This is a genomic window from Pseudooceanicola aestuariicola (genome assembly GCF_045763785.1).
Classification (GTDB): domain Bacteria; phylum Pseudomonadota; class Alphaproteobacteria; order Rhodobacterales; family Rhodobacteraceae; genus Pseudooceanicola.
This window is the reverse complement of the sequence record NZ_JBJGSF010000002.1, coordinates 496090-523044: the sequence shown is the minus strand read 5'-3', so window position 1 is coordinate 523044 and position 26955 is coordinate 496090. Positions and strand designations below refer to the sequence as shown.

Below are 26955 nucleotides of genomic sequence, written 5' to 3'. Positions count from 1 at the left end.
CTGCCCCCTCTTGCGCCACGGCGCAATTCACCCCCGAGGTATTTACCAACCAGAAGAAGAAAGGGGCCCGCGCAATGGGGCCCCTTCCAAGAGTTCCGATATGAGTGAAGCCTCAGACTTCAAGCCATTCCTTACGCACGTCGTCACGCGTGGCGAATTCGGCCGGGGTGCCCCCGTAGACGATTTCGCCGTGTCCCATGACGTAGACGCGGTTGGCAATACGCAGCGCGATCGACAGCTTCTGTTCGACCAGAAGGATGGCGACACCCGTCTTGGCGATCTCGGCGATGGTATCGCCGATCTGCTGCACGATCTTGGGCGCAAGGCCTTCAGTCGGCTCATCAATGATGATCAGCTCCGGGTCACCCATCAGCGTCCGGCACATGGTCAGCATCTGCTTTTCACCACCCGATAGAACGCCTGCGGCGTTGTCGGCGCGGTTGCGCAGGTTGGGGAACATGTCGAGCATCTGGTCAATCGTGTACTTGCCCGGGTTCTTCATGTCCTTGACGCCCAGAACAAGGTTCTGGCGCACCGTCATCGTCGGGAAGATATCCCGGCTTTCCGGCACGTAGCCCAGGCCAAGACGGCTGATCTTGTGACTTTCCAGCCCCGAGATGGGCTGACCCTTGAACAGGATCTCACCCTTGGGCTCGACTTCGCCCATGATGGCCTTGGCGGTGGTGGAACGCCCCACACCGTTACGGCCAAGCAGGGCGATCACCTCACCGGGCATGATCTCCATGTTGACGCCGCGCAGAACGTGACTCTTTCCGTAGAAAGCATGAAGGTCTTTCACTTCGAGCATTGGCTGGGTCATACGGTTTCCTCCGGCAGGGCTTCGTCACCCAGATAGGCTTCGCGCACCTTGGCATCGCCACGGATTTCCGACGGCGGTGCGGATGCGATGATTTCGCCATACACCAGCACCGAGATACGGTCGGCCAGATCGAAGATCACGCCCATGTCGTGTTCCACGATGACCAGCGTCTTGCCCTCGGTCGAGCGGCGGATCAGATCCACGGCCCGGTCGGTTTCCGAATGGCTCATCCCCGCAGTGGGTTCGTCCAGCAGGATGACCTCGGCCCCACCCGCGATGGTGATCGCGATTTCCAGCGCGCGCTGATCTGCATAGGGCAGCAGGGCGGCCGGGGTGTTAGCCTTATCGACCAGCGAACAATGTTCGAGGATCTCATAGGTCCGTTCCTGCACCGCCTTGGACGCGGTGACGGATTTCCAGAAGGAATAGCCCTGCCCCATGGAGTGCAACACGCCACAGCGGACGTTTTCACGTACCGACATATTGGCAAAGATGTTGGACACCTGGAAAGACCGGGACAGCCCCATCCGGTTGATCTCGAACGGAGCAACGCCCGAGATCAAGGTTCCGTTGAGCGACACCGTCCCCGACGTAGGCGTATAAAGGCCCGAGATCAGGTTGAACAATGTCGACTTGCCTGCACCGTTCGGCCCGATGATCGCGTGGCGTTCACCTTTGGCGATGTCCAGAGACACGTCATTGATGATCTTCGCGGGACCGAAGCTTTTGCACAGGTTCTTTAGCGAAAGCGCAGGTGCAGTCATGCCAGCGTCTCCTCTTTCTCACGTGTCGCGAGGCGCATCAGGTAACCCCCGATGACCAGCGGCACGGCGATGACGATCCATGTGACAAGGTCGTTGTACATGAAGTGCAGACCGAAGGGTTCGTAGGCCTCACCCCAGCCATTGGACCAGCGGATGGCGACTTCGACCAGAACGATCAGGCCGATCAGCATCAGCAGACCACCAGCCACCTGAACCGCCCACTTGCGCAGCAGTTCGGCCGAGTTGGCACCGCGGACACCGTCCCAGAAACCAAAGACGATCCCTGCGATGCCGCGCGGGGCGTACATCACGATCAGAACGAACATCAGACCAAGGTACAGCAGCCAGGCTTCGGTAAAGTCGGACAGCATCGACGACATGTAGGTCAGAACGATGGCGCCCATGATCGGACCTGCGAAGTAGGTGATGCCACCCACATAGGCCATAATCAGAACAAAGCCCGACGGGATCAGAGACAGCGCTTCGGGGGTGAAGATTTCATAGTTCACCGCCGACATGCCGCCAGCAAGACCAGCGAACCCGCCCGAGATGGTGAATACCAGCCAGCGCACCCGCGTCGGGTTATAGCCGATGAATTCCACACGCTGCGGGTTGTCCCGCGTCGCTTCGGACAGACGACCCAGAGGCGTCCGGGTAAAGGCGTACATCGCGATTACAGACACCACGACCCAGAAGGTCATGAACCAGTAGATGTCCGACATCGGACCCATCGACAGGCCAAAAACCTCCGGACCATTCATCCGGTCACCGTTGATACCCTGTTCGCCGCCGAAAAGGCTGTCGAACATAAAGGCGCCCGAGAAGACGAGTTCGGCCACACCCAGCGAAATCATCGCGAAAGTCGTGCCCGACCGCCGGGTCGAAAACGACCCGATCACAGCCGCCGCAAGACCGCCGCCGATGAAGCCCAGGATCGGCAGGAAGAAGGTCGGGATATAGGCCCAGATGCCTGCCCCTTCCTCGATCCAGTTCATGGCGTGCATACAATAGTACCCGCCAAGGCCGAAATAGACCGCGTGGCCGAAGGAAAGCATGCCCCCCCTGCCCAGCAGCATGTTGTAGGCCAGCGCGAACACGATGTTGATCGCCATCTGGTGGATCAGCGTCAGCACGGTCCGCGACGGATCGGTCATCGGAATAGCCAGCAGAACCGCAATCGCGATCAGGAAAGGCAGGGTCCGCTGACGGAACTTGGCACCAGAGGTCGGGCCAAGATTTTCGTAGCTTTGGGTTGTGTCGCTCATAGCTCCTGCTCCCCCATCAGACCGCGTGGGCGGAAGATCAGCATCAGCACCAGAAGCAGGAAGGGCATCACGGGCGCCAGAGACGAGATCGTGATGTCACCCACTTCGGATGTCGGGCTTAGGCCGAGGAAGCCGAAGATATCCGCGAAGGACGCGTTGATACCGACTGCAAAGTTCTGGATCAGGCCGATCAGGATCGACGCAAGAAACGCGCCTTCCAACGATCCGATCCCGCCGACGACGACCACCACGAAGACGATCGGGCCCATCTGGACGGCCATTGCAGGGTCGGTCACGAAGATGTTGCCCGCGATCACACCAGCAAGGCCAGCCATCGCACAGCCGATGCCAAAGACGGTCATGAAGATCAACGGCACGTTGTGGCCCAGATGGCCCACCATGTGCGGATGGGTCAGCGCGGCCTGAATGATCAGACCAGCACGGGTCTTTTTCAGCAGGAACCAAAGGCCGACCAGCATGCTGATGGCGATGACCAGCATGAACATCCGGTACGCCGGGAAAGACGCGCCATAGATGGTGAAGGCAGGGAAATTCAGAAGGTCCGGAATACGATAGTCGACGGCGGTCTTGCCGTAGAAGATCTTGACGATCTCTTCGATCAGGTAGGCCAGGCCAAAGGTGAACAGCAGTTCGGCCACGTGCCCATTGGCGTGAACCTTGCGCAGCCCGTATCTTTCGACCACAGCTCCTACCAGTCCGACCAGAACCGGGGCGATAAAGAGCGCGATCCAGAAACTGGATGCGTCCATGATTGTGAAGGCGAAGTAAGCGCCCAGCATATAAAAGCTCGCATGCGCGAAGTTCAGCACGCCCATCATCGAAAAGATCAGGGTCAGGCCGGACGACAGCATGAACAAAAGGAGCCCGTAGATCACGCCGTTCAGCAGCGCGAATACGATCGTTTCCATGTCGACCTCGTTGAGTGTAGTTGGGGCGCCGCGCTGTACGGCACGACGCCCCGATCAATTGATTATGAAATGTCCGAGATTACGGCTTCTCGGGACGCTCCATCTCACAGGTGGTCGGCTGTTCGGCCGCAGCGGCTTCGATGGTACCGCCGTCCAGCAGTTTCCAGCCCAGCTCAATGTTGTCGACGCCGTATTTCACGTCATCGGACACGGTCGAGATGTACAGGTTCTGCTGCGCCTGGTGATCTTCGGCACGCATGGTCACGGTACCGTAAGCGTCATCATGGCTCATGCCTTCCAGCGCGAAAGCGACCGGGATCGGATCGTTGGAGCCGGCAGCTTCAGCTGCTTCTGCGAACATACGCAGCGCAACGTGAGCACGGTGGTAGTAGTAATCGTACTCGGGGAAGCGCTCTTTGTACTCTTCGATCAGGGCATACTGCTCTTCGTCGGCTTCGAGGTTGGTGATACCTTCGGTCACCTGGTACAGACGGTCGATTGCGCCTTCACCCAGTGCGGACACGGCACCCAGCGACCCACCGTAGAAGGTGAAGTACGGGATGTCAGAGCCTGCTTCGGCAGCGGCTTTCATCAGCAGCTGCATGTCGGCACCCCAGTTGCCGGTGATGACGGCATCAGCACCCGAAGAAATGATCTTCTGGATGTAGGGGGTGAAGTCCTTAACCTTACCCAGCGGGTGCAGTTCGTTACCGACGATCTCGATGTCGGGACGCTTTTCGCCGATTTGGCTTTCAGCGGCAGATGCGACGGCCTGACCAAAGACGTAGTCCTGACCGATCAGGTAGATCTTTTTGATGTCATCCTGCTCTTGGATGTAGTCGGTGATAGCCGCCATTTTCATGTCGGCGTGCGCGTCAAAGCGGAAGTGCCAGAAAGAGCAAGCTTCGTTGGTGAAGGCCGGCGTCACGGCAGCGTAGTTAAAGAAGACAACTTCGTCGCCCGGGTTACGCTGGTTGTGCTTGTTGACGGCGTCGATGATGGCCGATGCAACCGAAGAGCCGTTGCCCTGGAACACATAGCGCGCGCCATCGTCGATGGCTTTCTGCAGCTGGACCAGCGATTCCTTCGGGTTGATCTTGTTGTCGTATCCGGTGACTTCGATCATCTCACCGTTCACGCCACCATTGGCATTGATTCTTTCAGCTTCTAGCAGGAAGCTGGTGTAGGCAGCCTCGCCCGAGGGACCAAACGGACCCGACAGCGGATCGATAAAGGCCATTTTGACGTCTGCCATCGCGGCAGAAACGGCGACAACGGATACTGCGGCCGCGAGTGCGGCTGTTTTGATAGACATAAATTTCCTCCCGTTAAGAAAGCCCGGTGTTGGCCCGGTACGTTTCTGAAGCCGATCAAAAGGTTTCCGACCCGCCTTGTCAAGCAATCAGTGAAATTCTATTCTGCAATGCAAAACATCACGCATCTGGGAGGAGCGGATATGTCGTCGTTTTCGAACGACCTGGACCAATTCAGGTCCGAGGTCGCAGGCTTTATTGCCGAAAAATGCCCGCAAAAACTGAAGGATATGCCCGCGAACGAGCGGACGATCTGCTGGGGCGGGAAACGCTTCACCTTCTCGTGTGATGAGCAGCGAATCTGGATGGAAAACGCGGCCGAGGTCGGTTTGACCGCCCCAAGATGGCCCACCGAATACGGTGGCGCGGGGCTGACTCGGGCTCAGGAAAAGGTGTTCCGCGAAGAAATGGCCAAGGCCAAGGCGCCGTCGCCCTTGGAAAGCTTTGGCCTTTGGATGCTTGGGCCTGCGCTGCTGGAATTCGGCACGCATGAACAGAAACTGAAGTATCTGCCCGACATCACCAACGGACGGATTCGCTGGTGTCAGGGCTATTCCGAACCCGGCGCAGGCAGTGACCTTGCGTCAGTTCAGACCCGCGCCGAAGACAAAGGCGACCACTGGGTCGTCAACGGGCAGAAAATCTGGACCTCCTACGCCGATAAGGCCGACTGGATCTTCGCCCTCGTCCGCACCGACCGCGAGGCCCCGAAACACAAGGGCATCAGCTTCATGCTGATCGATATGGAAGCCGAGGGCGTCAGCACCAAACCGATCAAGCTGATCTCGGGCTCTTCCCCTTTCTGCGAGACCTTCTTTGATGACGTCACCGTTCCCAAGACGGATGAACAGGGCAATTCCCGCATCGTCGGCGACTTGAATCGCGGCTGGGACGTGGCGAAACACCTGTTGACCCACGAACGTGAAATGATTGGCGGTGGTGGATCTGGTGCTGCCAGCGGCATTCTTGGCGGTCGATCTTTGGGGGCGTTCATCGACACGCTCGATGAACACATCATGGACGATCCGGTCATCCGCGCCGAAACGATGGAGCTTGAAGTCGACACGCTCGCCATGGGTATGACGATGGAACGCTATAAGGATATGGCGAAGCAGGGTGGCGTTGGCCATGCTTCGGCCATGTTGAAGTATTCCGGCACGGAACTGAACAAGCGGCGCTATGAACTGCTGATGTCGATCACCGGATCGGAAGGCACGGAATGGGATGGGGACCACGGCTCTCTGGCCCCGGAATGGCTGCGCACCAAGGCGAACTCGATCGAAGGCGGGACGAGCGAAGTGATGCTCGACATCCTGTCCAAACGCGTTCTCGAACTGCCGTCTTCGTAAAGGAATATCACTATGGTTGCTTCGCTTGTCCCGACCGAGGATGAAGTCATGCTGCGCGACGCCGCGCGCGGGTTTCTGCAGGAAAGCTCTCCGATCACGGCCTTCCGCGCCAATCGCAACGCGGGCCGGACCTATGATCCGGGTCTGTGGAAAGAAATGGCCCAGATGGGCTGGACCGGGGTTCTGATGCCCGAAGATGCGGGCGGGTCCGACATGGGCCACCGCGCCGCCGGTATTCTGGCGGAAGAGATGGGAGAGGTCCTTGCCGCCTCGCCCTTTATCTCGACCGCAGTGATGGCCGCGACGGCGTTAAAGTCCGCCGCCAATGATCGGCTGGCTGGGATCGCCGATGGCACCTCGATCTATGCGCTGGCGCTGGACGAAGGCCCGAAACACGCCCCCCTGCGCACCGCGATGCAGGCCCAGAAATCGGGCAACGCGTTCAAACTGTCTGGCCGTAAGGTCTTTGTCGCCGATGGCGGCGCGGCCAACCGTGTGCTGGTTCTGGCCCGCACTGGTGGCACGGCGGGTGAGGCCGAGGGTCTGACCCTGTTTGATATCGACGCCGACCGCGCGGGCCTGACCCGGACGGCCAAGCATACGGTCGATGAACGCGACCACGCACAGATGGACTTCGACAGTGTCGATGCTACCGGCGACGACGTGGTGGGCGAAGTGGACGGCGGCATGGCCGCGCTTGCCACCGCGTTGAACGCGGGCCAAGCTGCGTTGTCCGCCGAACTGCTGGGCGTCAGCGCCGGCGCCTTCGGCATGACCACCGGTTACCTGAAGGAACGCAAACAGTTTGGTCGCACCATCGGGTCGTTCCAAGCGCTGCAACACCGCGCCGCCCACCTGTTCGCCGAGATCGAGATTACAGCATCGGCCATCGCCAACGCGGGCCGGATCATGGACGAAGATCCTGAAAACGCCGACGTCGCTGTTTCCATCGCCAAGGCCCGGGCCACGCAAACCGCGAAACTGGCCGTCAGCGAAGGTGTTCAGATGCACGGCGGCATCGGCATGACCGACGAATACGACATGGGCTTTTTCATGAAGCGCGCGCGCGTCGGGGCCGAATGGCTGGGTGACTATGGCTATCACGCCGCACGGGTCGCCAAGGCCCGGGGCTTCTGATGTCGGATCTTCTGGCATCAAAGCTCTTTGACCTGACAGGCAAGACGGCACTGGTCACCGGCGGCGCCTCGGGCATCGGCCTTATGGCGGCCGAGGCGCTGATGGGCGCGGGATGCGACGTGATGATCGCGTCGCGCAAAGCTGCGTCCTGCGAAGGCGCGGCAGAGCATCTGAACGGCATGGGCCTATCCGGTAAAGCCGTGGGATTTGCCGGCGACGTCGGCAGCGAAGACGGCGTGCACGCGCTGGTGAAAGAGGTCGAAGCGCGCACCGACGCCTTGCCCATCCTGCTGAACAACGCGGGCAAAACGTGGGGCGCGCCGTCGATGGAGGAATTCCCCTACGACGCATGGTCCCGTGTGCTGGACGTCAACGTCACGGGCATGTTCTACCTCACGCAGAAATTGCTGCCCCTGCTGCGCAAGGCCGCCACCCCCGAAGACCCGGCCCGCGTTCTGAATACCGGATCGATCGTCGGCATCCAGCCGCGGGGCGGCACAGCCTATAGCTATGGCGTGTCCAAGGGCGCGGTGCACCACATGACGACGCTGATGTCGTCGGAACTGGCCCCGCAGTACATCACCGTCAACGCCATGGCCCCCGGCCCCTTCATGTCCAAGATGATGGCCTTCGCCATCGGGACCGAAGAACAGCGCGAAAAGGCGGGCAAGAATATCCCGCTGGGACGCGTCGGCACGCCCGAAGATATCGCGGGCGTGGTGCTGTACCTCTGCTCGCGCGCCGGGGCCTACATCTCGGGCCACACCATTCCGGTGGCAGGCGGGCTGAACGCTGCCGTCGCCGCCAAAGCCGCATCAGCAAAAGAGGATTGAGGATGAGCAAAACCGTCACCCGCGAAGAATTCGAAGCCATGGTGGGCCAGGAAATCGGCGTGTCCGACTGGTTCGAGATCACGCAAGAGCGGATCAACACCTTTGCCGACTGCACCGAAGACTGGCAGTACATCCACGTCGACCCGGAAAAGGCGGCGGAAACGCCCTTTGGCACCACGATCGCCCACGGTTTTCTGACCATGTCGATGCTGTCCGCCATGGTTTACCAGATGCCGTCGATGGAAGGCGTCACCATGGGCGTGAACTACGGCATGAACAAAATGCGCTTTGTGTCGCCTGTGCCGGTCGGGTCCAAGATCCGCGGCCGGTTCGTTCTGTCGAAGTTCGAAGAAATCCGGCCCGGTGAGGTTCAGACCACGACCACCGTCACGGTCGAGATCGAAGGCAAAGACAAACCCGCCCTCGTCGCCGAGTGGCTGGGGCGCAGATATTTCGGAGGAGAATAAATGAGCATTCGTTTTGACGGCCGCGTGGCCATCGTCACCGGCGCAGGCGTGGGTCTGGGCCGCAGCCACGCGATTGGCCTTGCCAAACTGGGCGCCAAGGTCGTGGTCAACGATCTGGGTGTCGCTACGGACGGCACCGGATCGTCCAGCGAACAGGCGCAGGCTGTCGTGAAAGAGATCGAGGCGATGGGCGGCGAAGCCATGGCCCACGGCGCCAACGTCACGGACGAGGCGCAGGTCAAAGACATGGTCGATCAGGCCATCGCCAAATGGGGCAAGGTCGACATCCTTGTCTGCAACGCTGGTATCCTGCGCGACAAGACCTTCACCAAGATGGAACTGGACGACTTCCGCAAGGTGGTCGACGTGCACCTGATGGGGTCCGTCGTGCCGACCAAGGCGCTGTGGGATCACTTCCGCGAAAACGAATACGGTCGCATCGTCTACACAACCTCGGCCTCGGGCCTTTACGGCAACTTCGGTCAGTCGAACTATGGCGCGGCCAAGTCCGCCATGGTCGGTCTGATGAACGTGCTGGTGCAGGAAGGTCAGAAATACAACATCAAGGCCAACATCCTGGCCCCCACAGCCGCCACCCGGATGACCGAAGGTCTACTGCCGGAACAGATTCTGGACCTGCTGCGCCCCGAAACCATCACCCCCGGCATGTTGACGCTGGTGCACGAAGACGCGCCCAACCGCATGATCCTTGGCGCGGGCGGCGGCTGCTTTGCCGAATGCCGCATCTACGAAACCGAAGGCGTAGCCTTTGGCGATGATGAGTTGGACCCCGACACCATCATGGCGCGGATGGACGACATCCGCAGCGAAGACAACCAGCAGATCATGCCCGGTGCCTTCGCCCAAACCCGCAAATACGCAGCGATGGCGGCTGAAAAGCGCGGCATCGAACTACCCAAATCGTAAAGTTCATAGGGAGGAACTATCATGCGTGACGCAGTTATCGTCTCAACAGCCCGGACCCCGATCGGCAAAGCCTTTCGCGGCGCCTTCAACAACACCCAAGCGCAGGAACTGATTGGTCATGCCGTGAAGCACGCGGTTGACCGCGCGGGCCTCGACGGGTCCGAAATCAGCGATTGCCTTGTCGGCGCAGCGCTTCAGCAGGGTTCGACCGGGGGCAACATCGGTCGTCAGGCCGTGATCCGCGCAGGTCTGCCCGTGACCATCGCCGGCATGTCGATGGACCGCCAGTGCGCGTCCGGCATGATGGCCATCGCCACTGCGGCCAAACAGGTCATCCACGATGGCATGGACATCTGCATCGGCGGCGGTGTGGAATCCATCTCGCTGGTTCAGAACCAGAACATGCGCACCGACCGTGCCCGTGATCCGTGGATCCACGAAAACAAGCCCGAGCTTTATATGACCATGCTGGAAACGGCAGAGATCGTGGCCGAACGCTATAACGTGTCGCGTGAAGATCAGGACGAATATGCCCTGCGCTCGCAACAGCGCACGGCTGCCGCCCAGCAGGCCGGCAAGTTCGACGACGAAATCGTGCCGCTGACCACCACCATGGGCGTGATGGACAAGGAAACCAAAGAGGTTTCGTTCAAAGAGGTCACGCTGGAAAAAGACGAAGGCAACCGTCCGTCCACCACGCTGGAAAACCTGCAGTCCTTGGCCCCCGTGTTCAAAGACGGCCAGCAGATCAAAGAAGGCAAATACATCACCGCCGGTAACGCATCCCAGCTGTCCGACGGCGCCTCTGCCTCTGTTATCATGGAAGCGAAAGAAGCCGAAAAGCGCGGCCTGCAGCCTCTGGGCCGCTACGTTGGCGTGATGGCCGCAGGTCTTGGGCCGGAAGAAATGGGCATCGGCCCGATCTACGCCGTGCCGAAGCTGCTCGAAGCGCATGGGCTCAAGATGGATGACATCGGCCTGTGGGAACTGAACGAAGCCTTCGCCTCGCAGGTTCTGCAATCGCAGCGCGTTCTGGGCATCCCGGACGAAATCCTGAACGTCAACGGCGGCGCGATTTCCATCGGTCACCCCTACGGCATGTCCGGCGCCCGCATGGTCGGCCACGCGCTGATCGAAGGCAAACGCCGTGGCGCAAAATACGTTGTCTGCACCATGTGTGTCGGCGGCGGCATGGGCGCCGCTGGCCTGTTCGAAGTTCTGTAAAATACCGCTGGTCCCAGAGCCTCTCCGGGGCCAGCCCACCCAAAGGTCCCCAACACCTAAATGCCCACACTCTATTTAATCCGCCACGGCCAAGCCTCTTTCGGGGCCGACGATTACGACGTGCTGTCGCCCATCGGCCATGAACAGGCCGAAGCCTTGGGCCAGTGGTTCGCCACTCAGAACATCACGCCGGATCTGGTCGCCCACGGCACCCTGCGCCGTCAGAAGGAAACGCTGGCTGGCATTCAGAAGGGGCTGGGCATCGACTTGCCGCCCGAAGAACACCCCGGGCTGGACGAATATGACTTTGGCGAATTGCTAAAGGCGAAATACGCGGCGGGTGACGCACCCGAAGGCATGATGACCGATCACAAAAGTCACTTTCGCACCCTGCGCACCACCGTCGCCGAATGGCAGCGGGATGAGATCCCGAACCCGCCCGAAACATGGGGCCAGTTCACCAACCGTGTCGACACCGCGTGCCGCGCGCTGATGCGCGACGGGGTCGAAACGGTCTTTGCCGTGTCCTCGGGTGGCGCGATTTCCCAGGCCATTTCGGCCCTGCTGGAAACCCCCGGCGTGCACCAGACCAAGATGCAGCTACAGATGAAAAACACCGCCGTGAACCGTTTCGTGTTCACGCCGCGATCCACCTATTTCCACGGGTTCAATGAAACCCCGCACATCACGGCGGCCAATGCGGACCGCCTTCTGACTTACGCTTGAGGAGGGGTAACGATGACCAAACAGGATCCAACCAAACTGGACACCGCCGCCGTGGAAAAATGGCTGACTGAAAATCTGCCGGGGTTCGAAGGCCCCATCACGGCCGAGAAATTCAATGTCGGCCAGTCGAACCCCACGTTCCGCCTGATCACGCCCAAACATAACTACGTCCTGCGTCGCAAGCCGCCGGGGGTTCTGCTGAAATCCGCACATGCCGTGGATCGCGAATTCCGCGTGCAAAAGGCGCTGTTTGACACTGATGTACCCGTCACCAAGGTGCACGTGCTGTGCGAAGACGACGATGTCATCGGCTCGATGTTCTACGTCATGGACGAAGTCGACGGCCGCCACTTCAACCTGCCGTCCCTGCCAGAGCTGCCCAAGGACGATCGGTGGGCCATCCACGATGAAATGTCCCGCGTCCTTGCCGCCATTCACGGCGTCGATCTGCAGGCCACCGGGCTGGATGATTACGGCCCCGCGGGCAACTATTACGAACGTCAGATCGGCCGCTGGACCAAGCAATACCGCGCGTCTGAAACCGACACGATCCCCGCGATGGATGAGCTGATCGAATGGCTCAATAACAACATCCCCGAAGACGACGGTCTGCGCACGCTGGCACACGGCGATTACCGCATCGACAACATGCTGTTCGAAAAGGACCGCCCCCGCGTCGCCGCCGTTCTGGATTGGGAACTGTCGACCACAGGCCACCCCTATGCCGACGTCGCCGCTGTGATCATGCAATGGTCCATGCCGGGCGATGCCAACAGCCGTGGCCTTGCCGGGATCGACCGTAAGGCCGAGGGCCTGATGACCGACGAAGAATTCCTGGAAAGTTACTGCAAACGCGCAGGCATTCCGGGCATCGACAAGTTCGGCTTCTACCTCGCCTTCACCTTCTTCCGCATGGCGGGCATCATCCAAGGCGTCTACAAACGCGCGCTGGATGGCAACGCCTCGAACCCGGAACGGGCCAAACAGATGGGCGCCGCAGTGCCCCGTTTCGCCGAAGCCGGGCTGAAAGCGGCCAAAACGGTATAATTGATGAACGACATGAGAATAGACCCCCGGCTGGTCGAAGACCCCTACCCGCTGCAATCGCACCTCGGCTTCAAGCTGACGCAATGGAGCGAAGGCTTCGCCCGTTTTGAGCTACCGCTAGAGCCGTTTCTGATGAACCGCTATGGCATCCTGCACGGCGGCATTCACAGCGTGATGGCCGATACGGTCATGGGCTATTGCGGCTGTTATACGGGCGACCCGGACAACCGCGAACTGGCGATGACGCTGAACCTGAACGTGAACTTCGTCGGCCCCATGAAAGGCGACCTGCTGATAGCCGAAGGCCGGGTCACTGGTGGTGGGGCAAAGACATTCTTTGCCGAGGCCGTGGTCAAGGACGAATTGGAAAACATCGCTGCACGCGCGACGGGCGTTTTCCGGCGGCGGGGCAAGTAATCAGACCCGCAGCCAATCCTGCGGCAGGATATCGGGATTGCTAAGCTTGGGGTTCGAAAACCACGTTTTCGGACCCACAACGATCTTATCCGGGTTGGCGTTCAACCACGCCCCCCACCAGCTGAAAGAACTGTTGGCAAGGATGTTGTGATCGCACAGCGACATCAGCCGCATGTCTTCGAAATCCGCGTCTTCCCCGTTGTGATCGATGACGACCTTCTGTCCCGGCAGGATCAGGTTGTCGCGCGCCCAGTCAGGCTCGTCCGAGAAGACGTAGATCACCGGCGCATCCGACAATTGCGGCAGCAAAGCCTGCAGCGCGCGGTCGTAATAGGCCTGATCGCAAATCCCATGCGTCGCATTGCCCACGTAGTCGCCCCGCCGCACATGCAGCGACACAGACGGTGCCTGCGCGATCTGATCGGCCAGCTCAGCATTCCGGCCCGTCGGGGCGGGCAAGGCGAAATCCTGACGGATCTGCGCCGAATGGCGTCCAAAGTATTTTTCCGACTGCCAGTAGCCGTGCAGATAGCTGTCGTCGGGCAGGTCAAAGAACCCTGCGTTAAAGCCCAACCCCTTTTCGCGAACGTAGGTCGGATTGCGTCCGAAATGCCGCCATAGGGTGTAGGCCACGGGCCGGTCGTGTTTCGACGGCGGCATCGGGGCCTCGACTGTCGGCAAATCCCAGATCCGGGTCAAAGACCTCTCACCCTTTGCGATCGCCAGACGGTCATCCAGCACCACATCGGTCCCAAGCTCCAACGCCAACGCCCGACCAGCCGCGTATTGGAACATCTGATTGCCCGTACGCCCGTGAAACCGCGTATAGATCATTTCACTTATCCTGACAGTCGCTTAACAGCCGCGCGATAACGTGCACGGTGCCAGCTTCGTTTGATTTCAGCCCAAACGGATTGATGGCTCTGGATCGTGCTAGAGCCTTTGGCGGTCGCAGCACTGGCAACCGGCGCAGGCGCTATCGTCAAGGTGTCGATACCTGTCAGCCACCGCATCTGGAGGAAACTGTCGACCGGTCGATCAATCTGCGCCGTCATGGACAACAGCCGTGCCGCTGCATCGCGACCCACGATCTGCAACCCGGTGGTCAGACCAATCACCTTTGGCCGAAACAACTGTATCGAACCGGAAGAGGCGACCAAATCCTGCACCTCTTCCTTATCGCGCAATGGAAAGCGGATCAGGCGATTTTCATCAATGTGGTCCCGCGACAGGTCCAATGACGCCTGAAATCCGTCGCCCAGAACGATGTCGTCTTCGACGATCAAGCCCGCCTTGTCACCGCTGTCCACGATCCGCTGCCACGCTTTTCTATGCGACAGAAAACAACCGATTTCACCCAACGACAGATCGAACGGATACTTCGGTTGGTACAAACTGCCTGAGTATAGTTCAGCAAGTTCACCGGCATCCAAATCACGCCCTACGACCGCATCCAATATCTGTGGGTTCGGAAGGGCCTGACACAATGCGTCCACCAAAGGCTTGCGCGCTTCGCTGGTCGCCATGTGGATGATGTAGCTGGTCAACATAGGGCGTTGGTATGGGCGTTAGGCCATAAAATCCAGCACTTTGAACTTCGTGAGTCGCATCGCAAAAAGCCCCGGCCATATGACCGGGGCTTTCTGACTAAACCCAATGCCGCACCGTCAAAACGGTATCCGCAGACCTACGCTTAGCACCGCTGCCGAATGTTTGAACTGAAACGGCGTGATCGGGGTCGACGTGCCCATCCCCGGCAACGGCGTGGACCCGCCCCGTGCTGTGCCAAAGTCGATGTATTGCAGCATGCTTTCCAGATAGATCGGCTTGGCGGCTGTTTTGCTGACATTCACCGAAACACCGACACCCGCAGTCCAGGCGAAGCTGTAGGATGTACGCCCCTCGAACGTACGAACCGGACGGACTGCGGCGGCATTCGTCCGCGTCCAGTCACCAACCGAATTCGCTGCGATACCGATACCGCCCAGCAGGAAAGGCTGGATACGCGCCTCGGGTTGGGTCGCTTCCATAGGGGCGTAAATCGCGTTCGCCATCAGCGCGGTCGATCTGACGCTGGCGCTTGTGATATCCGCGTGGGGCCCGGGCACGGTCGGGACCGTGTAGGACCATGTCCCCGTCACGCTTTGCCGTCCTGTACCCGTCAGCGCCAGTTCACCGCGCAGACCCGGCGCCATCGTGGCACCGATCGCAACTGTCCCGACAAACGGCTTTTTGCCGTTGAGGTTAAAATAGACATCAGGATCCCCCGGCCCCGGCGAATGCCACATACCCTTGGAATAGCTCGACTTACCTCCGCCGACCGACAGTCTGAGGTAAGGGTCCTTCAGGCTGAGACCCGATAAAGAGTCGGCCTGCACCTGACCGGACAAGATGACTCCGACAGCCAAAACTGCCGAAAAAATCAATTCACCCATTCGTTTCATATGCGTTGTCTCCAGCAATACATCTGCAAGATGCAAAAGGGGCTGACTCCTGTCAGCCCCGATATATTATGTTTTTAATATGTGTATTAACCGTGCCCATCCAACGCGGCCAACCGCACCGCCTCGGCAGAGGCCGCGAGCGCGTCAATCTGCGCGTCCGTCAGGTCGTGACCTAGGATGATCGACACCGCCTCGGCTGTATCGTCCGAAATCGTGACGGTCTTGTCAGATGCCAGCCCCAGATAGATCGACGCAAGCGTCCCCAGATCGTTGATCACACCGTAGGTCGACAAAGAGTTCGTGCCGCTTAGCGCTGCGTCCAGCAAGGCAAGGTTCTGCAACGGAGAATCGTAAAGGGTCAGATTGTCCCAATCGTTTCTTAGCGCGCTGATCGCGTCCTCCAGGGACAGGTTGTAGAAATCCAGCATGGCAGGCGTGAAGGTCGACAGTGCCTCTTCCAGCGCTTGGTTCAACACGTGCGCCGGTGATCGCGCAACGTTCAGGCGACCCAGTTCAACCTCCGGGATGCCCTCTTGGGCCCAATCCGGTTTCCCACCGGCGTCACCCGACGGCTGGCCATATTCCGGCCCCCGACCATCGGAATCGCCCTCATCGGAATCTCCAGCGTCGGTATCGTGGTCGTGGCCATCGCTGTGCCCCCCGCTCCCTCCGGAGCCCTGACCATTGGCCCCTCCGGCACCCTGACCACTTCCGTCGCCGTTGCCGTTTCCATTGCCATCCTGAGCGTAGGCAACCGAACCGGTGAGATCTGGGAAAACCATCGGCAGGGCGACAGTGGCCGCAGCGGCAAGAACGAGGACCGAGGCACCGCCCCGGAGTTTTGTAAGCAGCGTTTGATTTTTCATAACAGGCTCCATGTCGTTACCCGTTAATCATGCTGCTTTTTGAATGTGAATTCCTTGACGTAGGTCAGAGATATTTTCTGATAATTTTAGTAAGGTATAAGGTTTTGCCGGGACTCGCGGACCAATACGCCGCAAGCAAACAAAAAAAGCCCCCTCGACGCCGAGGGGGCTTAATTCTCTCAGAAGATCAGCAGCTTATTCAGCCGCGTCTTCTTTTGTCATCTCTTCGCCGGTCTCTTGGTCGACCATCTTCATGGCCAGACGCACCTTACCGCGATCGTCAAAGCCCAGAAGCTTCACGAAAACTTCCTGACCTTCTTTCAGAACGTCCGAAGGATGGTTCAGGCGGCGATTCTCGATCTGGGACACGTGCACCAGACCGTCGCGCTTGCCAAAGAAGTTCACGAAGGCACCAAAGTCTACGATCTTTACGACCGTACCTTTGTAGATGTGACCTTCTTCCGGCTCTGCCACGATCGAATGGATCATGTCATAAGCCTTCTGAATGGCTTCGGCATTCGGCGACGCGATCTTGATGATGCCGTCGTCGTTGATGTCGACCTTGGCTCCCGAAACCTCGACGATTTCGCGGATGACCTTACCGCCAGACCCGATGACTTCACGGATCTTGTCGGTCGGAACCTGCATCGTTTCGATCCGCGGCGCGTGGGCCGAGAATTCGCCAACGCCGGACACGGTCTTGTTCATCTCACCCAGGATGTGCATCCGGCCAGCTTTCGCTTGGGCCAGTGCCTTTTCCATGATTTCGGGCGTGATGCCTGCGACTTTGATGTCCATCTGCAGCGACGTGATACCTGCTTCGGTACCGGCCACTTTAAAGTCCATGTCGCCCAGGTGATCTTCGTCACCCAGAATGTCGGTCAGGATCGCGAACTCACCGTCGTCTTCCAGAACCAGACCCATGGCCACACCGGCAACAGCTGCCTTCAGCGGAACGCCTGCGTCCATCATGGACAGCGATCCACCACAGACCGACGCCATCGAGGACGAGCCGTTGGATTCCGTGATCTCCGACACGATACGGATCGTGTAGGGGAAGTCGGTCGCAGCCGGCAGAACCGCCTGCAGCGCGCGCCATGCCAGCTTGCCGTGACCGATTTCACGACGGCCGGGCGAACCAACGCGGCCAACTTCGCCAACCGAATACGGAGGGAAGTTGTAGTGCAGCAGGAAGTTGGATTTGAAGTTGCCGTGCAGCGCGTCGATGAACTGTTCGTCATCGCCGGTCCCCAGCGTGGTCACAACCAGACCCTGCGTTTCACCACGGGTGAACAGGGCCGAACCGTGGGTCCGCGGCAGAAGGCCGGTTTCGACCTCGATCGCACGCACCTGATCCAGGGCACGACCGTCGATCCGCTTGCCTTCTTTCACGACGGTGCTGCGCAGCACGGTCGATTCCAGCTTTTTCAGCGCGGACCCGAGGTTCGCATCTTCAAGCTGCTCTTCGCTCAGCGCTGCCTTGATCTCTTCCTTCGCGGCGGCAACAGCGGCAACGCGCTCTTGCTTGTCCGTGATGGCATACGCGGCCTTCATCTTGTCTTCGCCAGCGGCTTTGACGGCCTCGTAGAGGTCCGAGTAATCCGGCGGCGTGTAGTCGAAGGGCTCTTTCGCGGCGTCTTCGGCCAGCGAAATGATCAGGTCGATGACCGGCTGAATCTGCTCGTGCGCAAAGTTCACGGCGCCCAGCATTTCCGATTCCGTCAGCTCGTAAGCTTCGGATTCCACCATCATCACGGCGTCTTTGGTGCCCGCCACAACCAGGTCGAGCCGCTGCTCGGGGTTGTTGCGCAGGTCGTGCATGTCGTCCACGGACGGGTTCAGCACATACTCACCATCGACAAAGCCGACGCGTGCACCGGCGATCGGACCCATGAAGGGCGCGCCGGAAATCGTCAGGGCGGCAGAGGCGGCGATCATCGCCACGATGTCCGGATCGTTGACCAGATCGTGGGACAGAACGGTGCACATCACCAGAACTTCGTTTTTGAAACCCGGCACGAACAGCGGGCGGATCGGACGGTCGATCAGACGCGCGGTCAGCGTTTCTTTCTCGGTCGGACGCGCTTCGCGCTTAAAGAAGCCACCCGGCACTTTACCGGCGGCATAGTATTTCTCTTGGTAGTGAACCGTCAGCGGGAAGAAATCCTGACCCGGCTTCGGTTGTTTGGCGAAGGTCACGTTCGCCATCACGCTGGTTTCCCCCAGCGTCGCGATCACGGTACCATCTGCCTGACGGGCAACCTTGCCCGTTTCCAGAGTGAGGGTTTCATCGCCCCACTCCATCGTTTTCGTCGTTACGTTGAACATCATCGTTTCCTGTATGGGAGCACTCCCGGCCCCTGCCGGGTCTCCCGTTTGAATGGCGGCCCCATTGCCGCCGCCCCCAATCCTTTGCACGACGCCGGGGGCCGGGGCGTCACGTCTCAGATGCGGCGCGGATACAGGAAACGCGCCAAGATTGCAAAGAAGAAAGCTGTGACAGGCCGCCCGGCCCCCTTCAGGACATGTGCCGCGGCTGTTTGGTGATCCCATAGGCCTTGCGCGCCGTCACCAGCCGCAGGTCGTCCGGGTCCATCCCGATGCTCATCATCGTGCGGCGATCGAACCGGTCACGGGCGGTGGCCGGGTCGTGGGCCGTGCCGAACAGCCGGTCAATCCAGCCCATGCCAAAGGTCACGTGATAGGTGGCCTCGTGATCCTGATAATGGTGCGCCATGTGGCTGCGGGTCAGGCGCTTGCCGAACCAGCCTTTGGGCACATTCAGATGCGCCAGCGTGTGGCAATATTCATAAAACGCGAACGCACTGGCCGACCCGACGAACAGCGCCACCCAAGAAAACAGCATCGCATCGCCCAGACCGATCAGCGGCCACAGCCCCAGAACATGCAGCGTGAAAGATCCCGCCGCGACTTTCAGCGGGAACCAATGGTCGTCGCCGGTAAAGAACTTCTCATCCTGCGGGAATTCGTGATGGCCGATATGGCTACGATAAAGGCGGTTGAAGACGCCCTGATCTTTCGGCGGTTCGCGGTGATAGATAAAGCGGTGGATCAGATACTCCAGCACCCATTGCGCGACCACGCCATAGGCCAGCGCCAACAACAATGCCGGTTGGAACCATTGGATCAGCGCCAGCACCCCGGCCAGCCAGAAGGGAAACAGGCGGTGCAACCCGCCCATGTGAAGACATATGCGCAATGCTTGGATCATGATGCTCCTCCACACTCAAGGATGACGGATAAGCGTTGCGCGGGTCAATCATGACGCCACGCACGAAAACGCCCGCACCAATCGGTACGGGCGTTTCAAATTCTATCAAACTCATGCAGCGGGGACACAGACCCCGGTGAAAGAGCTTAGCGACGGATGCCGAGACGCTTGATCAGGTCAAGGTAACGAGCTTCGTCCTTGCCTTTCAGGTAGTCCAGCAGCTTACGACGCTGAGCAACCATCTTCAGCAGACCACGGCGGCCGTGGTTGTCTTTTTTGTGCTCTTTGAAGTGCTCAGTCAGAGTCGAGATGCGCGACGTCAGGATGGCAACCTGTACTTCGGGCGAACCGGTGTCGCCGTCTTTGGTTGCGTATTCCTTCATCAGGCGCGATTTTTCTTCAACAGTGATCGACATCAGGGTCTCCTTGATCAAAGGGTGGTGGGCGCAAGCCGGGATGTCGTCCAGCAAGGTCCATAACTGAATCGCCACCGGAAAACCGATGGCAATCCGGGGCGTTTAGGCCATCCCGCTTCGGAAATAAAGCCTTTTGTTGTTGTGTCGCGGCGTCCCATCACGACGCCTTTGGTCCACCACATGTCACCCTCTGGCATCACGCCCGGGTCATCAGTCCAGCGGCGGTACTTTCATGCATCAGGATGATGTCCTGTATGCTGATCGTGATCCCCGGTGGCAGCGTCGCGATAATCTTGCCGTTCAGCATCACCCGCGTTTCATCCTCGCCGACCTGAACATCGACCTCAGCATCCATCGCGTCGTCAGGCGTGACAAGGATCAACTGATCTTCGTCACCCTCAAAATCCATGATCTGCGCCGCATCATCGCCAGAGCCGATCCAATCACCTAGAACGGCCTGATCCGCCCCTGCACCCAGCGTCAGCACATCAGCCGCACCGCCAAGAATGACGTCACGCCCCGCACCACCGTTCAGATAGTCTGTTTCAGGCTCTGAATCGGGCGAATCCGCCTGCTCCAGCGTATGGGTGAACCCGCTGATCCAATCATCGCCCGACCCGCCAAATAGCGTGTCCTGACCCTGACCACCGGCAACGACGTCACCGTCCAGACCGCCATGCACCGCATCATTGCCAGAGCCGCCATGCAGGCGATCCGCCCCGGCCCCGCCATGCAGCACATCCTGACCCTGACCGCCCGACAGGTCGTCATTCCCCAGATGACCATACAGCTTATCGTTGCCCGCCCCGCCGAACAGGCTGTCGTCGCCGCTTTGCCCATGCAGGGTGTCCGCCCCGGATTGCCCGTCGATCACGTCAGCGCCGGTCATACCGTGGATGATGTCGCCACCATCGTCGCCCATGATCACGTCATCGCCCGAATAGCCACCGATCTGGTCGCCGCCATCGGTCCCGGAAAGATGTTCAGACAATTGTGATCCCGACAGGATGTCCCCATCCAGCAGGTCGAACAAAGACTGGCCCGAAACCTCCAGCTCTTCCTCGGGATCGGGGGTGTCATCGACCTCTGCAAGGTCTTCACCCGATATCCCGACGAACGCAGACGCCCCGACCAGCATCAGCCCCATTAATCCGGCAAGCATCAGCATGGCAATTTCCCCAAGTTGACCCAGCGATAGGCGCATTTGTTCCTTAAAAGCAAAGCTTTCCGGACCTTGTGGTTAAGCGAAGGAAAACAGGAAAATCACGAAGCCTTGGAAATCAACGACCTAAGATCCCAAGGTTCGGGCTTTTGTGCGTAGGCGATGTAAAGCGGATGACGCGGATGCCCCGCCTTGCTTAACCCCAGATGTTGCGCGGCACAGCCAAGATCGGCCAGCAGATGCGCCACCTCTGCCCCGCGCCCCAGATGATCACCATGCGCGCCCCAGCCTGCCACGACCTGATCCGCCCATGCGACGCCATCCCGGATCGCAGCGTCGTTCGCCACGCCCACCGGCTGCGCCGCCCGTTTCAGGTCGCGTGGATCCGTGGCGCGAAACGCAAAGATATTCGTCACGCGAAAGCCGCCAAAACCCAAGACCCGCGCGCGCCGTTCACAGCGTTCGACCGTGGGGTCGTTCTGCACCTCGGTCGCCTTGGACGGGTTCAGCATCACGAACATCACCCGCGGCAAACCCTCGTCCCAGACCCGTGTCAGGGAATAGCGGTAAAGATCGCAGGGCGAGTACTCCGCGACCGAGGCCGCGTCGCCCTTTTGGAATTGTCGGCTGACAATCAAAGCACGAAAACGCGGTTCGGATGCAATTCGCCCGCTTTGTAATGCCCAACCGCGACTGGAACACCATCATGGCTGGCCCAGCATTCTTCGCCGTATTCAACGTCATGCGCGATAACCAGACCGGGGTTGCCGTTCTTCAGCCGCGCAAGACTTTCGTCAGTCGCCTTGACCTCGGGCATGCAATCCAGCGCGATGTCCATGGGCAGCAACAACTGATCAATGTCTTCGCTGCGCGCCAGTTCTTCGATCCGGTCCATGCTCACGCCGTCTTCGACAACGAATGGCCCGGACCACGTGCGGCGCAGCTTCAGAACATGCCCGTGACAGCCCAACGCTTCACCCAGATCGCGCGCGATGGACCGGACGTACCCGCCCTTGCCACAGACCAGTTCCAGCACGACGTGATCCGCATCAGGGCGCGAAACCATTTTCAGGCTTTCGACCCACAGGGGACGCGCGGCCAGTTCGATATCTTCGCCGTCGCGCGCCAGTTTGTAGGCGCGCTGACCATCGATCTTCACGGCGGAAAACTTGGGCGGCACCTGCATGATCTGGCCAGAGAATGCCTCCAGCGCATCGATGATCTGGTCATCCGACGGACGCGCGTCACTTTCGGCGATCACCTCGCCTTCGGCATCATCAGTTTTCGTTGCCTGCCCCAGCCGCACGGTAAACTCATAGGCCTTCAGCGCGTCGGTGATATAGGGAACGGTCTTCGTCGCCTCGCCCAACGCCACGGCCAACACGCCCGTCGCCTCGGGGTCCAGCGTTCCCGCATGCCCGGCCTTCTTGGCCTGAAACGCCCATTTCACCTTGTTCACCACCGCGTTCGAGGTGATTCCGGCGGGCTTATCAATCACCAGCCACCCATGGACGTCGCGGCCCTTGCGTTTGCGTGCCATCCTCTTTCCTTTGCGAAAGCTGTCGCGCTTGTCAGTCAAAGGCGGGGGACTAGCCAATCAGGCCCCGCTGGTCAATTCCAACCGGTCAATTCCCGGCTGCATCCTTCGGACGGTCGACAACGACCCCGACAATCGGCCCCATCCGCAGCCCCAGATCGTTGCGCCCGATCGACGGCGCATAAAGCCGAGAGATATTGCCATCGAAATACAGCGCCTGCGGCAATTCCAGATAGTCCCGGAAAAACGATCCAAACTCGTGGAATGTGACCGGCAGGTCAGACATGACGAACCACGCCTTGGTGCCATCTGCATTCACGCCCACCCCGTTGCGGATATACCGCGACGTGCTGTCCGCCAGAAACCGGGGATGCAATTCACCATCGATCACCAGCATCGGGCCGGACTGCGTGGCATTGGGGCAATTGTCGCCCTCACGCTCCGCATAGGCGGTGGATTCGATCACCTCGACCCGGCCCGGTGCAAAACAGAAAACACCGTTGGGCAGCATCCCGAAGTTTCCGGGCCCCGCGCTGGTGATCACACCCTGCGTTTCTTCGCCGTCCTCGCGGTAATGGCCTACGGGGCTGCGATCATCGTGATACATGCCCGCGTTCATGGCAAAGGCCAACTGCTTGCCCTGCCCAGCCAGCCGCGCGTCCACAGCAGCAAAGGTGCCATAGGGGTTGCCGCCCGGGTCCATCAGGAACAGGCGCAGTTCTTCCGCGGTCGCGTCGACCTCGCAATAGGTATACCCAAGGTCCTTATAGCTGACCTTTTCGCAAGTCGCGGCCCCCGCGCCCTGCGACCAGAGCGCCAGCGCCGACCCCAAAACGACGCGCCACATGATCACTCGTCCACGTCGCGACGCACGTTTTCCTGTGCGAACATGCGACGGGTTTCGTCCATCCGGTCGAACGTCTCGTCCAGTCGAAAACGCAGATCGGGCGTATATTTCAGACCCAGCTTCTTGCCGATCATGCGGCGCAGCTCGTTCTTGTTACGCGCCAGCAGATCGACGGCCACATCCTGACCCGTTCCGCCCAAGGGCATCACATAGGCGGTCGCGATCTTCAGATCGGGCGACACGCGCACCTCACCGACCGTGATCGACAGGCGGTTCAGCTCGGGGTCGTGGATATCGCCCTGCATCAGGATTTCCGACAGCGCACGCCGGACGGTTTCGCCCACGCGCAGCTGACGCTGAGACGGTCCGGGACCGTCGTGATGGATGTTTCTGCTCATGCTCAGCATCTAGACCGAACCGCCCCCTTTGCCAAGCGTCGCCGCTGGCGGTAAGCAAGGCGTGAACGGATAGGAGCGTGACGTCATGGGCGATTTGCCAGGGATTGTGGTGACAGGCGCATCGGGGCGCATGGGCCGGATGCTGATCGAAACGGTGCAGGCCAGCGACAAGGCACGTCTGGTCGGCGCGCTCGAACGCGCCGGCCATGACTGGATCGGCAAAGACCTCGGGACCTGCCTTGGCGGATCAGACATGGGCGTCATCGTCTCCGACGACGCCGAGGCCGCGTTTGACGGCGCGCAGGCGGTTCTGGATTTCACCGCGCCCTCGGCCACGGTGGCTTTTGCACAGGCCGCCGCCAAAACCGGCGCCGCGCATATCATCGGCACCACGGGCTTTACCGATACCGATCTGAAGTCCATCGCCGACAGCGCGTCCAAAACAGCCATCGTGCGCGCAGGCAATATGTCCCTAGGCGTCAACCTGCTGACAATGCTGGTAAAAAAGGTGGCCGCCGCGTTGGACGACGATTTCGACATCGAAGTGGTCGAAGCGCACCACAACCGCAAGGTCGACGCGCCCTCTGGCACCGCGCTGATGCTGGGCGAAGCCGCCGCCGAAGGACGCGGGGTCAAACTGGAAGACGTCGCTGACCGGGGCCGCGACGGCATCACCGGCGCACGGAAAAAGGGCGACATCGGATTCGCCGTCATCCGCGGCGGTGGCATCGTGGGCGAACATGACGTGATCTTTGCCGGACCCGGAGAGCGCATCACCCTGCGACACGTCGCCGATGACCGCGCGCTTTTCGCCCGCGGGGCGTTAAAGGCGGCGCTGTGGGCGCAGGGCAAAGCCCCGGGCGAATATTCGATGCTGGACGTACTGGGCCTTTAAACCAAAAAAATCTCTGAGGCCTCGCGCCCCATACCTGCTTCTTCTGGTCAAAAATACCCTCGGGGATGAATGGCCCTTGGGCCAGAAGGGGCAGCGCCCCTTTAACCGCGCGTCAGAAATCGACCGCGATCCCCTTCTTCTCCCAATCGCCATAGCGCACCGGCTCTGGCCCATCACGGCCACCCAGCTCGGGCGGCAACTCCTGCGCCTGCGCCGCGCGCCGCCGCTCCTCGGCCTCGGCCAAAGCGCGTTGGGCGGCAGGGGGCAGATCGGGACGGGTAGCGTCGTCAGACATCTTGGGCTTCCTTCTTTTCCGCCCCATGATATATGCCGACCCTTACCACCCGCAAGGAGAGCGCGATGAAACCGCCCCGGACGCCCCGATCCTCTGACACAGGTACCGGCACTGGAAAGCTCAGCGCTGGCCGCGGCAAAGGCCGCGTGCAGGATGGCAAACCGCGCTATCAGGACGACAAGGGCAAAAAGGGCGGTAAGTCCGGTGGAAAACCCAGTGGAAAACCCAGCGGAAAGTTTCAGGGAAAACCGGGGGGCAAGCCGGGCTTCAAACCGCGTGGCGATAAACCCGAAGGGGTGCGACCGCCTCGCCCTCTGGATCCGCGCCGCGCCGCGCACCGCCTTGTCTGTGCGGTGCTGGAAGATCACGAAAACCTTGCTGAACTGACGGGCCGCATCGGTCCGCTCGCCCGGATGGAGCCCGCGCACCGCGCCCGTGCCCAGCGGCTAGCGACCGAAACCTTGCGTAACCTTGACGCGCTGGATGACATGCTGGCGCAGCACATCGACCGGATGCCCGCCCCGCCCGTCCAAAACGTCCTGCGCATCGCCGCCTACGAACTGGCCCAAGGCGAAGCGGCGCATGGCGTGGTCAACGGCGCTGTCACCCACGTCTCCTCCATGCCGCGCCACAACCGCGCCAAGGGGATGGCCAATGCCGTGCTGCGCAAACTGGCGGATCAGGCTACTGACGCTTGGGCAAATCGCAAACCCTCGCGCCTGCCCGACTGGCTGCGCGAACCGTTGGTCATGGCTTGGACCGACCAGACCGTCACCGCGTTCGAGGCCGCGCACCAGCGTGGCGCGCCGCTTGACCTGACACCCGCCAAACCTGAATTGGCAGAGCCCTTGTCGAAACAGCTCGACGCGCAAATCCTGCCCACCGGCAGCCTCAGAATAGACCGACCGGTCCAAGTATCGACCCTGCCCGGTTTCGACGCGGGATCTTGGTGGGTACAAGACGCCGCTGCTGCGATCCCGGCACGGATATTAGACCCTAAAGCAGGCGAAAAGGTGCTGGACCTCTGCGCCGCACCGGGGGGCAAAACGATGCAGTTGGCCGCCGCGGGGGCGCAGGTGACCGCTGTCGACATCTCGGCCGCGCGCACCGAACGCATCGCAGAAAACCTGCAGCGCACTGGCCTGCGCGCCAAGATGATCACGCAGGACGCCTTCGACATGACCGACGACGGCTGGGACGCGATCCTGCTGGACGCGCCTTGCTCTGCCACCGGTACGATCCGCCGCCACCCCGACCTGCCATACGCGCAGGATGGCAGCGGGATCAGCGACCTGATCGACCTGCAAGCGCGCATGATAGACCACGCGCTATCGCTGCTGAAACCCGGCGGACGGCTGGTTTATTGCACCTGTTCGCTGATCCCCGACGAAGGCGAGGTTCAGGTCGACGAAGCTCTGGCCCGCCATCCCGGCCTGACCACCGATCGTGACGCGCTGACCCAGCCCGGCATCGACCCCGCGTGGATCACGCAAGAAGGCGGATTGCGTCTGCGCCCGGACTACTGGGCAGATCAGGGCGGCATGGACGGGTTCTACATCGCGATGCTGCGCAAACCGGCGTGATCGCGAAAAAACTCCCCGGATTCCCCGGTGACGTTTTGCCCCTCGGACGATAAGCTATCCGT

Annotated in this window: 29 protein-coding genes; 11 read left to right on the top strand and 18 right to left on the bottom strand. The window is 60.4% G+C overall.

What is annotated here, in order from left to right; genetic code table 11:
- Positions 1-112: 112 nt before the first annotated feature.
- From ACI3GR_RS10465 to ACI3GR_RS10445, 5 genes are all read right to left on the bottom strand, one after another.
- The gene (locus tag ACI3GR_RS10465) at positions 113-820 is read right to left on the bottom strand and encodes an ABC transporter ATP-binding protein (protein WP_407494320.1); all 708 of its coding nucleotides are present in this window, start codon (positions 818-820) and stop codon (positions 113-115) included.
- Positions 817-1584: an ABC transporter ATP-binding protein gene (locus ACI3GR_RS10460; protein ID WP_407494318.1), complete on the bottom strand. Its 768-nt coding sequence runs from the start codon at positions 1582-1584 to the stop codon at positions 817-819. Before ACI3GR_RS10460 ends, ACI3GR_RS10465 begins: the two co-directional genes overlap by 4 nt.
- Positions 1581-2849, bottom strand: coding sequence for a branched-chain amino acid ABC transporter permease (locus ACI3GR_RS10455; RefSeq protein WP_407494316.1), 1269 nt, complete (start codon positions 2847-2849; stop codon positions 1581-1583). Before ACI3GR_RS10455 ends, ACI3GR_RS10460 begins: the two co-directional genes overlap by 4 nt.
- On the bottom strand, positions 2846-3778 hold the full coding sequence (locus tag ACI3GR_RS10450) for a branched-chain amino acid ABC transporter permease (RefSeq protein WP_407494314.1): 933 nt from the start codon (positions 3776-3778) through the stop codon (positions 2846-2848). Before ACI3GR_RS10450 ends, ACI3GR_RS10455 begins: the two co-directional genes overlap by 4 nt.
- A gap of 79 nt (positions 3779-3857) precedes the next feature.
- Positions 3858-5093 (bottom strand): branched-chain amino acid ABC transporter substrate-binding protein, encoded by a 1236-nt coding sequence (locus tag ACI3GR_RS10445; RefSeq protein ID WP_407494312.1) that lies wholly within the window; start codon positions 5091-5093, stop codon positions 3858-3860.
- A gap of 141 nt (positions 5094-5234) precedes the next feature.
- Here ACI3GR_RS10445 and ACI3GR_RS10440 point away from each other — a divergent pair, with 141 nt between their 5' ends.
- Genes ACI3GR_RS10440 through ACI3GR_RS10400 form a run of 9 tightly spaced genes read left to right on the top strand, consistent with a single transcriptional unit; the run spans position 5235 to position 13218 of the window.
- On the top strand, positions 5235-6440 hold the full coding sequence (locus tag ACI3GR_RS10440) for an acyl-CoA dehydrogenase family protein (protein ID WP_407494310.1): 1206 nt from the start codon (positions 5235-5237) through the stop codon (positions 6438-6440).
- A gap of 12 nt (positions 6441-6452) precedes the next feature.
- On the top strand, positions 6453-7577 hold the full coding sequence (locus tag ACI3GR_RS10435) for an acyl-CoA dehydrogenase family protein (RefSeq protein ID WP_407494308.1): 1125 nt from the start codon (positions 6453-6455) through the stop codon (positions 7575-7577).
- A complete protein-coding gene (locus ACI3GR_RS10430) occupies positions 7577-8410 on the top strand; it encodes an SDR family oxidoreductase (protein ID WP_407494306.1) in 834 nt (277 codons plus the stop codon). Before ACI3GR_RS10435 ends, ACI3GR_RS10430 begins: the two co-directional genes overlap by 1 nt.
- Positions 8411-8412: 2 nt before the next feature.
- Positions 8413-8877 carry a MaoC family dehydratase gene (locus tag ACI3GR_RS10425; RefSeq protein ID WP_407494304.1) on the top strand — a complete coding sequence of 155 codons (465 nt, stop codon included), beginning with the start codon at positions 8413-8415 and terminating at the stop codon, positions 8875-8877.
- Positions 8878-9804 (top strand): SDR family NAD(P)-dependent oxidoreductase, encoded by a 927-nt coding sequence (locus tag ACI3GR_RS10420; protein ID WP_407494302.1) that lies wholly within the window; start codon positions 8878-8880, stop codon positions 9802-9804. It begins immediately after the preceding gene.
- Between the two features lie 21 nt (positions 9805-9825).
- Positions 9826-11028, top strand: a complete 1203-nt coding sequence (locus tag ACI3GR_RS10415; protein WP_407494300.1) for an acetyl-CoA C-acyltransferase — start codon at positions 9826-9828, stop codon at positions 11026-11028.
- A gap of 60 nt (positions 11029-11088) precedes the next feature.
- The gene (locus tag ACI3GR_RS10410) at positions 11089-11754 is read left to right on the top strand and encodes a histidine phosphatase family protein (protein WP_407494298.1); all 666 of its coding nucleotides are present in this window, start codon (positions 11089-11091) and stop codon (positions 11752-11754) included.
- Between the two features lie 12 nt (positions 11755-11766).
- The gene (locus ACI3GR_RS10405) at positions 11767-12801 is read left to right on the top strand and encodes a phosphotransferase family protein (protein WP_407494296.1); all 1035 of its coding nucleotides are present in this window, start codon (positions 11767-11769) and stop codon (positions 12799-12801) included.
- Between the two features lie 12 nt (positions 12802-12813).
- Positions 12814-13218, top strand: a complete 405-nt coding sequence (locus tag ACI3GR_RS10400) for a PaaI family thioesterase (protein ID WP_407494295.1) — start codon at positions 12814-12816, stop codon at positions 13216-13218.
- Here ACI3GR_RS10400 and ACI3GR_RS10395 read toward each other — a convergent pair whose 3' ends face one another.
- The 12 genes from ACI3GR_RS10395 to rbfA all read right to left on the bottom strand — a co-directional run bounded on the left by ACI3GR_RS10395 (position 13219) and on the right by rbfA (position 24120).
- Positions 13219-14052: an alpha-1,2-fucosyltransferase gene (locus ACI3GR_RS10395; RefSeq protein WP_407494294.1), complete on the bottom strand. Its 834-nt coding sequence runs from the start codon at positions 14050-14052 to the stop codon at positions 13219-13221. It abuts the gene before it with no gap.
- A gap of 5 nt (positions 14053-14057) precedes the next feature.
- Complete coding sequence (locus ACI3GR_RS10390) at positions 14058-14768, bottom strand: glycosyltransferase family 25 protein (RefSeq protein ID WP_407494293.1); 711 nt, start codon at positions 14766-14768, stop codon at positions 14058-14060.
- Positions 14769-14885: 117 nt separating this feature from the next.
- Positions 14886-15662 carry an outer membrane protein gene (locus ACI3GR_RS10385; protein WP_407494292.1) on the bottom strand — a complete coding sequence of 259 codons (777 nt, stop codon included), beginning with the start codon at positions 15660-15662 and terminating at the stop codon, positions 14886-14888.
- An 86-nt stretch (positions 15663-15748) separates the two neighbouring features.
- A complete protein-coding gene (locus ACI3GR_RS10380) occupies positions 15749-16528 on the bottom strand; it encodes a hypothetical protein (protein WP_407494290.1) in 780 nt (259 codons plus the stop codon).
- A gap of 195 nt (positions 16529-16723) precedes the next feature.
- On the bottom strand, positions 16724-18856 hold the full coding sequence (pnp, locus tag ACI3GR_RS10375) for a polyribonucleotide nucleotidyltransferase (RefSeq protein ID WP_407494289.1): 2133 nt from the start codon (positions 18854-18856) through the stop codon (positions 16724-16726).
- A gap of 190 nt (positions 18857-19046) precedes the next feature.
- Positions 19047-19760: a sterol desaturase family protein gene (locus ACI3GR_RS10370; RefSeq protein ID WP_407494287.1), complete on the bottom strand. Its 714-nt coding sequence runs from the start codon at positions 19758-19760 to the stop codon at positions 19047-19049.
- Between the two features lie 146 nt (positions 19761-19906).
- Entirely contained in the window at positions 19907-20176 is a 270-nt protein-coding gene (gene rpsO / locus ACI3GR_RS10365) for a 30S ribosomal protein S15 (protein WP_407494286.1), read from the bottom strand.
- Between the two features lie 196 nt (positions 20177-20372).
- Complete coding sequence (locus ACI3GR_RS10360) at positions 20373-21344, bottom strand: calcium-binding protein (protein ID WP_407494284.1); 972 nt, start codon at positions 21342-21344, stop codon at positions 20373-20375.
- Positions 21345-21439: 95 nt separating this feature from the next.
- A complete protein-coding gene (locus ACI3GR_RS10355; protein WP_407494898.1) occupies positions 21440-21973 on the bottom strand; it encodes a DUF1643 domain-containing protein in 534 nt (177 codons plus the stop codon).
- The gene (gene truB / locus ACI3GR_RS10350) at positions 21973-22878 is read right to left on the bottom strand and encodes a tRNA pseudouridine(55) synthase TruB (protein WP_407494283.1); all 906 of its coding nucleotides are present in this window, start codon (positions 22876-22878) and stop codon (positions 21973-21975) included. The genes ACI3GR_RS10355 and truB overlap by 1 nt, the downstream gene beginning before the upstream one ends.
- An 85-nt stretch (positions 22879-22963) precedes the next feature.
- Positions 22964-23722 (bottom strand): phosphodiester glycosidase family protein, encoded by a 759-nt coding sequence (locus ACI3GR_RS10345; protein WP_407494281.1) that lies wholly within the window; start codon positions 23720-23722, stop codon positions 22964-22966.
- A 2-nt stretch (positions 23723-23724) separates the two neighbouring features.
- Positions 23725-24120, bottom strand: coding sequence for a 30S ribosome-binding factor RbfA (gene rbfA / locus ACI3GR_RS10340; RefSeq protein ID WP_407494280.1), 396 nt, complete (start codon positions 24118-24120; stop codon positions 23725-23727).
- 85 nt (positions 24121-24205) lie between these two features.
- Between rbfA and dapB the strand changes: the two genes are divergently transcribed.
- Positions 24206-25015 carry a 4-hydroxy-tetrahydrodipicolinate reductase gene (dapB, locus tag ACI3GR_RS10335; RefSeq protein WP_407494279.1) on the top strand — a complete coding sequence of 270 codons (810 nt, stop codon included), beginning with the start codon at positions 24206-24208 and terminating at the stop codon, positions 25013-25015.
- A gap of 112 nt (positions 25016-25127) precedes the next feature.
- Here the strand turns inward: dapB and ACI3GR_RS10330 are convergent, their stop codons facing one another.
- A complete protein-coding gene (locus ACI3GR_RS10330) occupies positions 25128-25310 on the bottom strand; it encodes a DUF1674 domain-containing protein (protein ID WP_407494278.1) in 183 nt (60 codons plus the stop codon).
- 65 nt (positions 25311-25375) lie between these two features.
- Here ACI3GR_RS10330 and ACI3GR_RS10325 point away from each other — a divergent pair, with 65 nt between their 5' ends.
- Positions 25376-26893 (top strand): RsmB/NOP family class I SAM-dependent RNA methyltransferase, encoded by a 1518-nt coding sequence (locus ACI3GR_RS10325; RefSeq protein WP_407494277.1) that lies wholly within the window; start codon positions 25376-25378, stop codon positions 26891-26893.
- The last annotated feature ends 62 nt before the right edge of the window (positions 26894-26955 follow it).